Source organism: Caballeronia telluris (genome assembly GCF_001544495.1).
GTDB lineage: Bacteria > Pseudomonadota > Gammaproteobacteria > Burkholderiales > Burkholderiaceae > Caballeronia > Caballeronia telluris.
Genome location: NZ_FCNZ02000001.1, coordinates 434,689 through 448,329, shown reverse-complemented (window position 1 = coordinate 448,329; position 13,641 = coordinate 434,689). Strand labels below are relative to the sequence as shown.

At 64.1% G+C, this 13,641-nt stretch carries 13 protein-coding genes; 1 reads left to right on the top strand and 12 read right to left on the bottom strand.

What is annotated here, in order from left to right:
• Positions 1–5: 5 nt before the first annotated feature.
• The 8 genes from dhaL to AWB66_RS02010 all read right to left on the bottom strand — a co-directional run bounded on the left by dhaL (position 6) and on the right by AWB66_RS02010 (position 7,368).
• The gene (gene dhaL, locus AWB66_RS02045) at positions 6–635 is read right to left on the bottom strand and encodes a dihydroxyacetone kinase subunit DhaL (protein WP_087628578.1); all 630 of its coding nucleotides are present in this window, start codon (positions 633–635) and stop codon (positions 6–8) included.
• On the bottom strand, positions 632–1,651 hold the full coding sequence (locus AWB66_RS02040; protein ID WP_087628577.1) for an ABC transporter ATP-binding protein: 1,020 nt from the start codon (positions 1,649–1,651) through the stop codon (positions 632–634). Before AWB66_RS02040 ends, dhaL begins: the two co-directional genes overlap by 4 nt.
• The gene (locus tag AWB66_RS02035) at positions 1,644–2,720 is read right to left on the bottom strand and encodes an ABC transporter ATP-binding protein (protein WP_087628576.1); all 1,077 of its coding nucleotides are present in this window, start codon (positions 2,718–2,720) and stop codon (positions 1,644–1,646) included. Before AWB66_RS02035 ends, AWB66_RS02040 begins: the two co-directional genes overlap by 8 nt.
• A 3-nt stretch (positions 2,721–2,723) precedes the next feature.
• Positions 2,724–2,918, bottom strand: coding sequence for a hypothetical protein (locus tag AWB66_RS02030; RefSeq protein WP_087628575.1), 195 nt, complete (start codon positions 2,916–2,918; stop codon positions 2,724–2,726).
• The gene (locus AWB66_RS02025; protein WP_087628574.1) at positions 2,915–3,868 is read right to left on the bottom strand and encodes a carbohydrate ABC transporter permease; all 954 of its coding nucleotides are present in this window, start codon (positions 3,866–3,868) and stop codon (positions 2,915–2,917) included. The genes AWB66_RS02030 and AWB66_RS02025 overlap by 4 nt, the downstream gene beginning before the upstream one ends.
• Positions 3,865–4,821 (bottom strand): carbohydrate ABC transporter permease, encoded by a 957-nt coding sequence (locus AWB66_RS02020; protein ID WP_087628573.1) that lies wholly within the window; start codon positions 4,819–4,821, stop codon positions 3,865–3,867. Before AWB66_RS02020 ends, AWB66_RS02025 begins: the two co-directional genes overlap by 4 nt.
• A 58-nt stretch (positions 4,822–4,879) precedes the next feature.
• Complete coding sequence (locus AWB66_RS02015) at positions 4,880–6,211, bottom strand: ABC transporter substrate-binding protein (protein WP_125469643.1); 1,332 nt, start codon at positions 6,209–6,211, stop codon at positions 4,880–4,882.
• A gap of 137 nt (positions 6,212–6,348) precedes the next feature.
• Positions 6,349–7,368, bottom strand: a complete 1,020-nt coding sequence (locus AWB66_RS02010) for a LacI family DNA-binding transcriptional regulator (protein WP_200818900.1) — start codon at positions 7,366–7,368, stop codon at positions 6,349–6,351.
• A gap of 241 nt (positions 7,369–7,609) precedes the next feature.
• On the opposite strand from AWB66_RS02010, the gene AWB66_RS02005 reads away from it, so the two are divergent.
• Positions 7,610–7,966, top strand: a complete 357-nt coding sequence (locus AWB66_RS02005) for a host attachment protein (RefSeq protein ID WP_087628570.1) — start codon at positions 7,610–7,612, stop codon at positions 7,964–7,966.
• A gap of 78 nt (positions 7,967–8,044) precedes the next feature.
• On the opposite strand, the gene AWB66_RS02000 is transcribed toward AWB66_RS02005, so the two are convergent.
• The 4 genes from AWB66_RS02000 to AWB66_RS01985 all read right to left on the bottom strand — a co-directional run bounded on the left by AWB66_RS02000 (position 8,045) and on the right by AWB66_RS01985 (position 13,556).
• Positions 8,045–9,433 carry an FAD-binding oxidoreductase gene (locus AWB66_RS02000; RefSeq protein ID WP_087628569.1) on the bottom strand — a complete coding sequence of 463 codons (1,389 nt, stop codon included), beginning with the start codon at positions 9,431–9,433 and terminating at the stop codon, positions 8,045–8,047.
• 313 nt (positions 9,434–9,746) lie between these two features.
• A complete protein-coding gene (locus tag AWB66_RS01995) occupies positions 9,747–10,394 on the bottom strand; it encodes a response regulator transcription factor (RefSeq protein WP_087628568.1) in 648 nt (215 codons plus the stop codon).
• Positions 10,391–11,767, bottom strand: a complete 1,377-nt coding sequence (locus tag AWB66_RS01990) for a PAS domain-containing sensor histidine kinase (protein ID WP_235020947.1) — start codon at positions 11,765–11,767, stop codon at positions 10,391–10,393. Before AWB66_RS01990 ends, AWB66_RS01995 begins: the two co-directional genes overlap by 4 nt.
• Before the next feature lie 346 nt (positions 11,768–12,113).
• A complete protein-coding gene (locus AWB66_RS01985) occupies positions 12,114–13,556 on the bottom strand; it encodes an alkaline phosphatase family protein (protein WP_087628567.1) in 1,443 nt (480 codons plus the stop codon).
• Between the last annotated feature and the right edge of the window lie 85 nt (positions 13,557–13,641).

The following is a 13,641-nucleotide window of genomic DNA, read 5'->3' as shown; positions in this document are numbered from 1 at the left end:
CCTTTTCAACTGGATTGGGCGAGCCGCGCGCACACCGCCGCGATCATGAGCTGGCTGGACCGCGCGCCGGGATCGATATGGCCGCGCGAGCGTTCGCCGAGAAACGACGCGCGCCCCTTCGTCGCCAGCATGTCGCGCGTGGCGAGCATCGACGTTTCGGCGGTTCGCGGCAACGCGGCGAGCACATCGCCGGCGGACGCGCCCGCCGCAGCCAGTTCCTCGAAACGCCGGGCAACCGGGATCAGCACGTCCATCATCGTCTTGCTGCCCTCGCCCGTCTTGCCGCGCTGACCGACCGCATCGACGCCGGCTGCGAAGATGCGCGCCAAGGCACCGATGTCGAGCGTTTCGTTCGCGGACGCCTTTCCCATGCCGTTCAGCAACGAAAAGAACAAAGGACCCGACGAGCCGCCTACCGTCGAGAGGATCTTCATCGCGGCCAGGTCGAGCGCAGGTCCAAACGCGGCGGCTTCGATCTGCACGCGCGCCGTGACGAGCGCTTCCATGCCGCGCAGCAGGTTGAAAATGTGATCGCCGTCGCCGATCTGCTGGTCGAGTTGCGCGATCTCGTCGGTGTTCGCCACGAGCGCTGCGTGCGCGGCGTCGATGCATGTCATGACCGTCTCGCCGTTCATGTCCGGATCCTCCTGCCGTCGGCGCGAAAATATAAAAGGCTTCGCGCGGGCAGCGAGATGCCTACCGTCTGTCCCGGGCTGAAGTTGCGCTCCATCGAGGTCGTCGCGACGACCGGCGTGCCGTTGCGATCGAGAATCAGCAGATGCCGCAGCGGCGAATATTCGAGCACCTTCAGTTCGAGCGCGCTCGGTCTGTCGGCCGCTTCGAGCACGATGTCCTCCGGACGAATCGCGACGACGGACGCATCGTCCGGCAACGAGGACGCTTCGAAGAAAGCGGGCGGCAGCAGGTTGATCGGCGGCGAGCCGAGACGCCGCGCGGCGGACAGGCATTCGGGATCGCCATAGACTTCGCGCGGCGTGCCGATCTGCACCAGACGCCCGTGTTCGAGAATGCCGATGCGGTCCGCGAGCGTTGTCGCTTCAACCTGATCGTGCGTCACATAGACGATGGTCGCGCCGATCTGCCGGTGCAGCCGCTTGAGTTCGATGCGCAGTTCCTCGCGCAGCTTGGCATCGAGCGACGAGAGCGGCTCGTCCATCAGGAACGCGCGCGGCTCGCGCACGAGCGCGCGCCCGATCGCGACGCGCTGCATCTCGCCGCCCGACAGATGCGTCGCCATGTTGGCGAGCTTCGTCTCCATGTGCAGCATCGCGGCGACCTTCTGCACGCACGCGCGCACCTCGCTCTCGCTCGTGCGGCGGCGCGGCGAGCGTAGCGGAAACGCGAGGTTGTCGAACACGCTCAGATGCGGATACAGCGAATACTGCTGGAAGATGAACGCGACATCGCGCTCGGACGGATGCACGTCGGTCGCGATCTCGCCGTCGATCAGCACGTCGCCTGCATCGGGGCCTTCGAGACCCGCGATGAGGCGCAGTGTAGTCGTCTTGCCCGCGCCGCTCGGACCGAGGATCACGACGAATTCGCCATCCTTCACATCGAGCGAGAGATCGTCGACCGCGACGATCGCGCCGAAACGCTTCGAGACGTTGCGCAACTGGATCTCAGCCATGAGCGGCTCCCGGAAGCAACCGGCCGCTCGCCGCGTCATAGAGCAGCGTGCGGTCGCGGCGCATCGACAACCCGACAGCCGAGCCCGCCGCGAGCCTCGCGTCCTTGCTCGTGCGTGCACGCACGACGCCCGCCGCGGTCTCGATGACCAGCACCTGATGCGAACCGAGATATTCATCGGCGATCACCTTGCCGCGCAGCGGCCCCGTGTCGTCGATCATCACATGCTCCGGCCGGATGCCGAGCAACACGCGCTCGGCCGTAGCTGCGCAACGCGGCACGGCAACCGGCGCATCGTGCAGGCGCACGGTTTCGTCGCCGGCCTGCACGGCGCCATCGACCGGCAAGAAATTCATCGGCGGACTGCCGATGAAGTTGCCAACGAACACCGTCGCCGGATAGTGATAGATCTCGTGTGGCGGCCCCGCCTGCAACACCTCGCCCTGATTCATCACGACGAGATCGTCGGCCATTGCCATCGCTTCGCTCTGGTCGTGCGTCACGTAGACGGTCGTCGCCGAGAGCGCGTTGTGCAGCTTGCGCAATTCGAGGCACATCAGTTCGCGGAAGTCGGCGTCGAGCGTGCCGAGCGGCTCGTCCATCAGGAACGCCTTCGGCTGGCGCACGATCGCGCGGCCAAGCGCGACGCGCTGCCGGTCGCCGCCCGACAGGCCGCCCGTCTTGCGATCCATCAGCTGCTCGATGCGCAGCATGCGCGCAGCGGCATCCACGCGCGTCGCGATATCGCGGCGCGGCACATGCTCGTTCTTTAGCGGAAACGCAATGTTCTCGCGCACCGTCATGTGCGGATAGAGCGCGAACATCTGGAACACGAACGCGATGTCGCGTTGCCGCGCGCGCAACGCGGTGACGTCCTCGCCGTCGATCAGGATCTGGCCCGAGGTCGGCAACTCCAGCCCGGCGATCATGCGCAGCGTCGTCGTCTTGCCGCAACCCGACGGTCCGAGCAGCACGACGAAGCGCCCCGCGCCGACCGTGAGATCGGTGCCGCGCACGGCGGTGAAATCGCCGAAGCGCTTGTGCAGGTTGACGAGAACGATCTGCGACATGAGTCAGTCCGGGAAATGGCTGGTGACGAGAAACGCTAACGCGCCAACGAGGATCACGGGAAACGACCACGTGAAGAGCGCAAGCGAGAACGGCTGCACGAGCATCGCGACGCCCGCGCCGATCAGAATGGTCGAAAGCGCTTCGCCCGGTCCGCGCCTCAGCAGGTTGACGCGCGGCAGTGTCAGGTCGCGTTTCATTTGCGCACCGCTCCGAAGGTGATGCCGCGCAGCAGGTGCTTGCGCAGCACGACGGTGAAGAAGAGGATCGGCAGCACGAAGAGCGTCGTCGCCGCCGCGACCGCGGGCCAGTCCTGACCGCCCTCACCGATGATGAACGGGATGAACGGCGGCATCGTCTGCGCATCGCCGCTCGTGAGCAACGAGGCGAACGCGTACTCGTTCCACGCGAAGATCAGGCAGAAGATCGCGGTCGCCGCGATGCCCGTGATCGCCTGCGGCAACACCACTTTCACGAATGCATGCAGCCGCGTATAGCCGTCGACGAGCGCGGCCTCTTCGTACTCGCGCGGAATCTCGTCCATGAAACCCTTGAGCAGCCAGACCGCGAGCGAGACGTTCACCGCCGTGTAGAGCACGATCATGCCGACATAGCTGTCGCTCAGGCCGAGCGCGCGATACATCAGGTAGATCGGAATCGCCACGGCAATCGGCGGCATCATGCGTGTCGAAAGGATGAAGAACAGCAGATCGTCCGCGAGCGGCACCTTGAAGCGCGAGAACGCATACGCCGCGAGCGTGCCGAGAAACACGGCGAGAAACGTCGAGCCGAAACCGATCACGAGCGAGTTCATGAAACGCGGCAAGACCTTCGACGGTCCCGCGATCACCATGTTGCGCTTTCTCACGTCGCGTTCGTACCAGGTCGTCGCGGGCGGCAGGCTCGCGATGAACTCGGGCGTCTGCCGCGAGCGGATCGTGAAGAGATTCACATAGCCTTCAAGCGACGGATGAAACACGAACACCGGCGGATACGCGATCGCATCCTCCTGCGTCTTGAAGCTCGTCATGAAGATCCACGCGATCGGCAGCGTCGTCACGAGCGCATAGGCGATCACGACGATCGCCGCGAAGCGCTTGCCGCCCGCCGATGCGGCCACCACGGAATAGGCGTTGCCAGACGGTCTCATCGCTGTTTGATCCGGTTGAGAGCCTTGATATAGATGTTCGCCGCGCCGAACACCGTCACGAAGAGGATGATCGCGAGCGCCGACGAATAACCCGTTTGCCATTTCTCGAACGCGGCGCGCTTGAGCGTGATCGATACGGTTTCCGTCACCGAGCCCGGGCCGCCCGATGTCAGCAGGTTCACCATGTCGAACATCTTGAAGTTTTCGATGCCGCGAAAGAGCACCGCGAGCATCAGGAACGGCATCGTCATCGGCAGCGTGATCGACCAGAACTGGCGCCACGGGCTCGCGCGATCCACTTCCGCCGCCTCGTAGATATAGTCGGGAATCGAGCGCAGTCCCGCCAGGCAGATCAGCATCACGTAGGGCGTCCACATCCATGCATCGACCATGACGATGGTCCACGGCGCAAGCGGCACGTCGCCGATCATCTGGAACGAACCGGGCGGGATGCCGGTGAGAAAGCTCACGATGTCGTTGAAGAGACCCGTCTGCGGCTGCAACAGAAAGGTCCAGAAGTTGCCGACGACCGCGGGCGACAGCATCATCGGCAAGAGGATCAGCGTGGTCCAAAAGCTGTGACCGCGAAACTGCCGGTTGATCAGAAGCGCGAGACCGAAGCCCAGCAGCACTTCAAGCCCCACCGACCAGAACACGAAGCGCGCGGTGACCTGCATCGCGTACCAGATGTCTTCGTCGGTCAGGATGTCCACGTAGTTGTCGATGCCGACGAAGCGCGGCGCCACGCTCGGCATGTTTGACTTGAAGTTTGTGAACGACAGCCGGAGCGCCCAGATCAGCGGGAAGATGTTGACCGCCAGAAGCAGCAGGATCGTCGGAAGAATGAAGAGCCACGCAATCGTGCGGTCCGACAGCCCGCGCAGCTTGCTGAGCGCGCGGCGCGACTGTGTCGCGTCGACGTCCTGCGTGACGAAAGGCCTGTCTGCCTGCATGCGTGTCTCCTTCTTATCGAGCGGCGGCTCCGGCGAGCCGCCGTCATGCTGCCGAGCCTTAGTTCTTGCCCGCCTGCTTGAACACCTTGTTCCAGTCCTTGACGAGCAGATCCAGCGCTTCCTTCGCCGTGCCCTTGTCCGCGACCACGTAGTCGTGCACGCGCTTTTGCATGTCGAGCAGAAGCTCCGCATACGTCGGATCGGCCCAGAAGTCCTTGACGATCTCCATCGACTTCAGGAAGGCCGGCGCGAACGGTGCGCTGCCCGGAAAGCTCGGGTCCTGCACGACCGACTTCGCCGCCGAATAGCCGCCCAGTTGCCACCACTTCTTCTGCACGTCGGCCTGGGCGAACCACTTGATGTATTCGAGCGCGTCGTCCTTGTGATCCGAGTACGACACGACCGAGATGCCCTGTCCGCCGAGTTGCGTGAACTGCTTCTTCTCGCGCGGATTGACGAAGAAGCCGATCTTGTCGCCGCCGACGTTCGGGTCCTTGTACAGGCCGGGAAAGAACGCGAACCAGTTCATCTGCATCGCCACCTGACCCGACTTGAACGCATCGAGCCCTTCCTGCATGTACGCGTTCGTCATGCCGGGCGCCGTGCAGCACTTGTAGAGCGATTTATAGAACTCCAGTCCCTTCACCGCATCCGGCGAATTTACGAAACCTTCGAGGTGATAGGGCTTCTTCGGGTCCTGATACTCGAAGCCGAAGCTGTAGAGCGCGTTGGTCACGCCCATCGTGATGCCTTCCGAACCGCGCTCGGTGAAGATATACGCGCCATACACCGTCTTGCCGTCGATCTTGCGACCCTGGAAGAACTCGGCGGTTTGCTTGAGCTCGTCCCAGGTCTGCGGCGGTTCGAGTTCGCGCTTGTACTTCTGCTTGAACTCGGCGCGCAGCTCGGGCCGTGCGAACCAGTCCTTGCGATAGGTCCAGCCGACCGCGTCGGCCATGGCGGGCAACGCCCAGTAGTTCGGCGTGTTCTTCGGCCACTCCGCGTAACCGACGACCGTCGCCGGCATGAAGTCGTCCATCGAGATCTTGTTCTTTGCGAAGAAGTCGTTGAGCTTGACGTAGTGCCCATTGACCGCCGCCCCGCCGATCCACTGACTGTCGCCGATGATGAGATCGCACAGCTTGCCCTTCGAATTCAGTTCGTTGAGGAAGCGGTCCGCGTAGCTCGTCCAGGGAACGAACTCGAATTTCATCTGTATGCCGCTCTTCGCCGTGAAGTCCTTCGATAATTCGACGAGTGCGTTCGCCGGGTCCCATGCCGCCCAGCAGAGCGTCAGCTGCTTGCCCTGCGCCTGCACGCCGCCCGCCATGCAAAGCCCTAGCGACAACGCGAGAGCAGCGGCCATCCTTCGTGGTGTAAGCCGTAACATGTGTCTTCTCCTTCTTGCTTGCGGTCTCCATCCTGATGACGGTCGACGCCCATGCGCCGGGCGCCGTGCTTCGGCACTTGCGGGGTCAGCCGCCGGTCCGCGTGTCGCGATCCGTCTCGCGATCCGTTTCGCGATCGTTAGGCATGCGCATTCTCACGAAGATAAATCCGGGTATCCGGCGTCGGGATCGCAAGCGCGCCCCGCACGTCGTTCAGAAAGTTGACGGCCGCGATGCCCGCCCAATGCACGATGCCGCGCACGTCCTGATCGAGGATCACGTCGATCGCACGCTCGGCAAGCCGCGCGCGCGTCTCGGGCGAGAGGCCGTGGCCGATCACGACGACGCGCGCCTTGTCGCCCGCCTCCTGCAACGCCGACGCGATGCCCGAGATGCCGCCGCCCGTCGCATAGACGCCCGCGAGGTCTTCATGCCGCGCGAGGAGCCCGGCGGTCGCGAGGGCCGCGCCGTCGCTGTCTTCGGCGAAGTCGGGCTCCGCGATCCAGCGCAGGTTGCGGAAGTCCTCTTCGAGCACCTGCGAAAAGCCGGTGCGCCGTTCGAGTTGATCATGAAGCCGCGACGATCCCGACACCACGGCAACCGTGCCGATGCGGCTGCCAAGAAAGCGGCCCATCAGAAGGCCCGCGGTGCGTCCCGCGATGCGGTTGTCCACGCCCACATACGCGGCGCGACTGCTCCCGGGAAGATCGGAAAAGACGGTGACCACGGGCACGTCGGCCTCGGCGAGTTCTTCGATCAGGCGCTCGACCCACGGGTAATCGAGCGGCGCGAGCACGAGCGCGTCGTAGTCGCGTGCCTTTTCGGCGAACGCGACGGTCTCGCGCTGGCTCGCGAAGTCGCACCGGTAGAACGAAGGCGTCACGCGATGCTCGCGGAAGAAGCTGGCGGACAACGCGATGTCGCGCTCAACGTGATCGAGGAAGCGCGAGTTGATCTGGGGCAGCACGAAGGCCACGCGAAACGTGCTCGGCTTAGGAGGACGTCCACGGCTCGCGCGTTCGTCGCGAAGATTGGCGAGCGCCACGTGCACGCGCTCGGCCGTCTCGGGCCGCACGGCCTGATCGTCGCGCAGCACACGATCGACCGTCGCCACACTGACGCCGGCTCGCCGCGCAATCATCATCCGTGTCGCCGGCATGGTCTCCTCCGCCGCGCTTCATCGCTTTTGTTTAATCAAGGTAGTTTTTTCCGCGAGAAATGCAAGCTTTTTTTGCCGGAAAAATCCGTCATTGATTGCATGTGTGCGCGCATTCGGCTGCTAATTCTTTAGCCATTTAATTCGGATGACGAATATAGTTCATCGACAAAGCATCCGTATGTCAATTTGAGCGAGAATGGCGGTTGCCTGCGCTTTCGCTAAAGGGCAACAGGAGGAGCACATGACCACAATCACCTGGGTTCTTGCCGCCGACGGCTGCCGCGCCCGGATCTTCGAGACGCATGGACTCAAGCTCGACCTTCAGGAAATTGAAGACCTCACGAACCCCGTTGCGCGCTCGACCGAACTCAGCGACAAGGATCGCGAGAAGTTCGCGAGGAATGTCGCGAGTCATCTGGAACAGGCGCGCTTGCAGCATCGATTCGATCGTTTGCGCCTTGCCGTGGAACCCAGGTTTCTTGGCCTCTTGCGCGAACATCTGAGCAGCGAAACGCGCAAGCTCGTCTACGAGGAAGTCAACCACGACATTTCCAAGCTCGACTCGCGAGGCATCGAGCGGCATCTGGGACGGCCTTGATGCCCTGGAATGGCAACGCTGCAAACGAAACGGGCCAGCTTCTACGCTGGCCCGTTTTCACATTGACGCAAGCGCGCTTCAGGCCGCCGGCTTGATGTTCTGGTTGGTGCAGAACAGGTTATGCGGATCGTAGCGGCTCTTTACCTCCGTAAGCCGCGCGTAGTTCGGTCCGTATGCCGCCTTCACGCGATCGCCTTCGTCGCCCGTCAGGAAGTTCACGTAGACACTGCCGATCGCATGCGGCGTGAGGGCGTCGAACACCTTGCGTGCCCAGCCGATGCAGGTCTCGTCCTCGGCAGGTTCGGTCCAGCGCGAGTGGATGTTCACCGTGTAGAGCGAATCGCGGTTCGCATAGGCCGTCGCATCCACCGGCACGCGATTCGTCTCGCCACCCATCGCGCCGATGAAGATCTCGCAATGCGGCGACGGCAGCTCGCTCGTATATTTCGCAAGCGACGCGAGCACGTCGTCGTCCATCGCCGCGAAGTTGTGCGACTTCCAGTAGTTGCGCGCGCCGGATGTCATCAATGGATCGAAGCCCTTTTGCCACGCGGTGAACGGCATCGCGCCAAGATGTTCGCCGTACGGCGTGCCGAAGTGACGCAGCGGTTCGACGGCCTCCGCGCCGTTTTCGAGCGGACCGACATAACACGAAGCCAGCACGATGATCGGCTTGCCGTGCACGTCTTCGGGCAGGAAAGGCAGCGGCGGCGCGAGGCGCATCACGGCCCATACGGTCAGTTCGTCGGGCATCGCGGCGACGAAGTCGCGATACTTCGGCAGCACTTTGTTCGCCTCTTCGAGCGGATACACGACGAGCCCGCCATAGATCTGCGGACCGACCGGATGCAGGCGATACTCGAACAGCGTGACCACGCCAAAGTTGCCACCGCCGCCGCGAATCGCCCAGAAGAGATCGGCATCCTGCTCGGCCGTCACGCGACGCCACTTGCCGTCCGCCGTCACCATCTCCGCAGCGACGAGATTGTCGACCGCCGTTCCGAACTTGCGGCTGATCCAGCCGAAGCCGCCGCCGAGCGTGAGCCCTGCGACGCCCGTCGTCGAGTTGATGCCGAGCGGCGTGGCGAGACCGAACGCTTGCGCTTCGCCGTCCAGGTCGCCGAGCGTCGCGCCGGGTTCCACATATGCGCGCTTCGCTTCGGGGTCCACGCGCACCGACTTCATCGCCGAGAGATCGAGCATCACGCCATCGTCGCAGACAGCGCTGCCCGCGATGTTATGCGCGCCGCCGCGGATCGAGAGCACGAGGCCGTTGTCGCGTGCGAACCCGACGGCGGCGATCACGTCGGCCGAGCCCGCGCAACGCACGATGATCGCCGGACGCCGGTCGATGGTCGCGTTCCAGACCGTGCGCGCTGCGTCGTAGCCGGGATCGGACGGCGTCAGCACGGCGCCGCGCAGTTGGGATTTGAGAGTGTCGATTGCTTCGCTTGTCAGACTGACCATGGCTTTACCTCACTGCATACTTCAAGAATGGCGCGATGACGGACGTGCGCACAGCCGCAAGCACCGCCGGTGCGGATCACCTGTCTCATGTTGTGGATGGTTGGAAGAGACTGGAGCGTTATGAGCCGAAGACGGGCAATCGTTTGCCCAAGCTCATTTAAGGATTGCGCCGCGCGGATGTAAAGACTCGGGCAAGCGCGAGCGCGCATCACATCTAGCATCGATCGGACATTCGCCCCTGCTATGAGCGATAGCGCATTAAGGATCGCCAATTAAGTGCTTCAATGCGATGCTGCATCCAGCTTTATCGCGTTTAGTCCGACGAACCTTGCATCGAGCGAATGGACAGGTCGCCCACCTTGTCGGAAATGCGCACGAGTTCGGCAAGCGAGTGCGCGCCCATTTTCTCCATCACGCGTGCGCGATGCACCTTGATGGTCTTTTCGACCGTGCCGAGTTCGGACGCCACCTGTTTATTGAGGCGCCCCTTTACCACCAGCGCGAACACTTCTCGCTCGCGCGGCGTGAGTTTCGTCAGACGCAGCCGGATCGCGTCGATCTCGACGCTATCGCTTAGCGCTTCCCGCGAGCGCGCTAAGGCCACGTCGATCGCCCGAAGCAGGTCGTGCTCGCTCACCGGCTTTTCCAGGAAGTCGGCGGCACCGGCCTTCATCGCGGTGACGGTCATCGGAATGTCGCCGTGACCCGTGATGAACACGATGGGCAACGCCGCGCCCGCGCGGTTGAGCCTTTGCTGCAATTCGAGGCCGCTGAAATCCGGCAGTCGCACGTCGAGGACAAGACATGCCGGCCGGCCCGACGCGAGCTCGAACGCGAGAAACTCGCTTGCGCATGCGAAGCCCTGCACGCCATAGCCCGCCGAGCCGATCAGGCGGCAGAGCGCCCGGCGCACGGCGTCATCATCGTCGACGACGAATACGACGGGCTCCAGGTCGATCATGATGCGGGCCGCCAGGATGCGTCGCGCGGCTCGACTGCTGCCGGCAACGTGAAATGAATGGTCGCGCCGCGCACTTCGTTGTTCTCGGCCCAGATGCGGCCGCCGTGCATGTCGAGGATGGACCGGCTGATCGACAGTCCGAGACCGAGGCCATCGCGCTTGGACGTATAGAACGGCTTGAAGATGCGGTCGCGGTCGTCGGCGGACAAGCCCGCTCCGCGATCCCGCACCGCGACGTGCACGCGGTCCGTGCCGTCCGGAACCGCCGACACGACCACTTCACGCTCGCTCGGCGCGCAATGGGCCATGGCATCGAATGCGTTGAGCAGCAGGTTGAGCACGACCTGCTGCAACTGCACCTTGTCGCCGCGCACGGGTGGCAGGGACGCATCGACGTCGAGCGTCACGCGCATCGACCGCACGATCGCATCACTGTGGACGAGCAACGCCACGTCGCCGATCACGCTCGCGAGATTGAGCGGCGCGAGTTCGACTTCGCCCTTTTTCACGAGCGCGCGAATGCGGCGCAGAATGCCGCTCGCACGATTGTTGTCCTCGACGAGATCGCTCAGGATCTCGCGCACTTCGTCGAGGTCGATGGGTTCGCGCGTCATGAAACGCTGTGCCGCCTGCGCGTTGCTCAGGATCGCGGTAAGCGGCTGATTCAGTTCGTGCGCGAGCGACGCCGTGAGTTCGCCGAGTGCGCACACGCGCGTAAGATGCGCGAGTTCCTGCCGGTTGCGCTGAAGCTCGTATCGATCGGTGCGGTCGATCACGAGCGCGCAGGTGAAGCGCGTGTCCATCGACGGAACCGGATTGCGCGCAACCTCGACGAGAAACTGCGTGCCGTCCTTGCGTCGCGCGAAGTGGTGCTGCATGAGGGGCGCGTCGTCGCGCGCAGGCACGCTCGCGTGAGCGTCGTTGAGAAAGCCGGGCACGAGCCACTCCGCCGCCGCGCCGATCATCTCGGCGCGCGCATAGCCGAAGAGCTTTTCCGCCACCGCATTGACGAGTTCGATCCGGCCCTCTTCGTCCACGATGAGCGCTGCCAGCGGCAGGCGTTCGAGCGACTCGCGACAATGCGCGTCGAGCGGCTCCGGACTCACGTGTCTGGGCGTCCTGCGCATGCGGCCGACGGGCAACATGGCGATGCGCCGGCGCACCGGCTGCCACCGGTCGCGCAAGAGTTCCTGAAACAGCGCCGTCTGCGATGCGCGCGGCCGGCCGGACAACGCGGCTCGTTCGCCCGCGTGGACGACGGCCGACGCAGCCGGCGGCGCCGCGTGCGCGGTGCGCCCGCGCAGGACGCGCTGCACGATCAACGCGGCGATCAGCATGGCCTCGCTGAATGCAGCGGCGTGAACGATGGTCATGGCCCCGCGCTCCTGTCGTTGAACTCGCATCGCGCGAGCCGGTACTGGAAGACTCAAGGGACAACCGGAAGCAAGGCAAGTCGACGTTCAGGGTATCGCTGGAACGACTGCGTCGTCATGCACCGCGCTTACATGCGTTGTTTTCCCGTGCAGCGGTATTCGCAAAGCGCCACAGTGAGCGATGAAACGTGAGGGGGTCAACGAATGGTAGGCGGCGCATAAGGCTTTGTAAACCGTGCCTTTCGGTCGGAGCGGCCCGGTCCATGCGAGCATGACGCTTGCATGTACCGGACGTTTCGCTCGACGCAATCAAGCGCGCGTTCGTTGCACGCGACGCCTCGGAGACTCAAGGCGCGACCGGAAAGCCCAGTGCGGCCGCCTTCGCGTGCAGGTCCGCGAAGCGGCCGCCTGCATCGCTCGTCGCCATGGAGCCGTCGCTCGGCGATGCAGGCTGCCGGTGATCCAGTTGCCCGATGCCGCTCGTGATCGAGCCGGTCGAGATGAGCGGGCAGGCCGCTCCGAAGACGCCTTGCGTCACCGCGATGGCCGGCGCGTCGGTACGCGCCGCGCTCTGCAGATCGAGCGCGTAGGCCATGTTGAACGTCGACGGGTCGCTGGCACGCACGCCGAGCGGATCGAGGCCGAAGCGCCATGCGATCAATTGATGAATCGAGCTGGGATCGAACGGATAGCGCGATACGTAGCTTTGCCGCACGCGCGGTCCGAGCAGCATGCACGGCACGCGAAAACCGAGACGTCCGTCGTTGCCCACCGCCTGTTCCGCCGCCGATACCGGCTTCACGGGCGGCGCGACGTGCTCCATGAAGCCGCCCCACTCGTCGTAGACGATGATCATCAGCGTGCGGCTCCAGGTCGGGCTCGTGCGCAGCGCTTCGTAGATCTGGCCGAGCAACACCTGTCCGTTGCGGATATCGGCGTGCGGATGGTCATCGTTCGACGTGCCAACCGCTTCGCCGCCGAAGCGCGGATCGACCATGCAGAACGACGGCAGCGTGCCTGCCGCGGCGTCGGCGAGAAAGTTCGCGAAGAGCTTCGAGCGGCCCACATAGCGCGTGCCGTAGAGCGACGTGAACGGCACGTCGTGAAAGTAATATGCCGACGATACGTTCTTCGCGTCGAGCCGATCCCAGATCGTCGGCAGCGACGACGAATCGAGCGTATCGCTGATGCGGTCCGTCGCGCCGCTGTGCAGGTAGAGACGGTTCGGAAAGGTATCCGCGAGGATGCCGCTCATGTAGTAATCGCAGACCGTGTACTGGCTCACCGCGCCGCGATAGAAGTCCATGTCCTCGGGGCGGAAGTAGCCGACCGGCAGCAGGTCGCCGCGCGTGAGGCTCGTGCCTGTCGTCAGCAGGAAGCCGTTCATCGCGCCGTTCGCGAGATGCACGCGGCCGGCATCGTAGGCGTGATTCGGATCGGCGTAATTGCAGGCCTGAAAGCCGAAGCTCGCGTTCGCCGCGAGCGCGAAGGGCGTCTGCGTCGTGCCGAACGCATCCCGGAACTGCCGATTCGCGGGCAGCCCTTCCGCATTCGGCACCCAGCCGAACAGATGATCGAAGGAGCGGTTCTCCATCGTCACGAGCACGATATGGTCGATGCCGGACGTCGCCGGATCGGGCAACGCGGGACGCGGCAAGCCGGCGCGGTCGGGCGGAATCGTGCCCACGGCAGGCGGCGTGCCGCCCGAACCGCCCGATTCCGAGTCGCCGCCGCCGCATGCGGACAGCGCGACGGAACTCGCCAGCGCGGCGAGGATTTGGCGGCGCATGAGATCCGGCTGTCTGGAAGATTGATCAGTCACGACTGTCTCCTGCTTTTGTTCGAGTGTAGGGATGGCTGTCTTGTACGGATTG

What these genes read in the sequence shown, in the direction of transcription:
- dhaL (WP_087628578.1), bottom strand. Translation starts at nt 635, where the DNA reads ATGAACGGCGAGACGGTCATGACATGCATCGACGCCGCGCACGCAGCG.
- AWB66_RS02040 (WP_087628577.1), bottom strand. Translation starts at nt 1,651, where the DNA reads ATGGCTGAGATCCAGTTGCGCAACGTCTCGAAGCGTTTCGGCGCGATC.
- AWB66_RS02035 (WP_087628576.1), bottom strand. Translation starts at nt 2,720, where the DNA reads ATGTCGCAGATCGTTCTCGTCAACCTGCACAAGCGCTTCGGCGATTTC.
- AWB66_RS02030 (WP_087628575.1), bottom strand. Translation starts at nt 2,918, where the DNA reads ATGAAACGCGACCTGACACTGCCGCGCGTCAACCTGCTGAGGCGCGGA.
- AWB66_RS02025 (WP_087628574.1), bottom strand. Translation starts at nt 3,868, where the DNA reads ATGAGACCGTCTGGCAACGCCTATTCCGTGGTGGCCGCATCGGCGGGC.
- AWB66_RS02020 (WP_087628573.1), bottom strand. Translation starts at nt 4,821, where the DNA reads ATGCAGGCAGACAGGCCTTTCGTCACGCAGGACGTCGACGCGACACAG.
- AWB66_RS02015 (WP_125469643.1), bottom strand. Translation starts at nt 6,211, where the DNA reads ATGTTACGGCTTACACCACGAAGGATGGCCGCTGCTCTCGCGTTGTCG.
- AWB66_RS02010 (WP_200818900.1), bottom strand. Translation starts at nt 7,368, where the DNA reads ATGCCGGCGACACGGATGATGATTGCGCGGCGAGCCGGCGTCAGTGTG.
- AWB66_RS02005 (WP_087628570.1), top strand. Translation starts at nt 7,610, where the DNA reads ATGACCACAATCACCTGGGTTCTTGCCGCCGACGGCTGCCGCGCCCGG.
- AWB66_RS02000 (WP_087628569.1), bottom strand. Translation starts at nt 9,433, where the DNA reads ATGGTCAGTCTGACAAGCGAAGCAATCGACACTCTCAAATCCCAACTG.
- AWB66_RS01995 (WP_087628568.1), bottom strand. Translation starts at nt 10,394, where the DNA reads ATGATCGACCTGGAGCCCGTCGTATTCGTCGTCGACGATGATGACGCC.
- AWB66_RS01990 (WP_235020947.1), bottom strand. Translation starts at nt 11,767, where the DNA reads ATGACCATCGTTCACGCCGCTGCATTCAGCGAGGCCATGCTGATCGCC.
- AWB66_RS01985 (WP_087628567.1), bottom strand. Translation starts at nt 13,556, where the DNA reads ATGCGCCGCCAAATCCTCGCCGCGCTGGCGAGTTCCGTCGCGCTGTCC.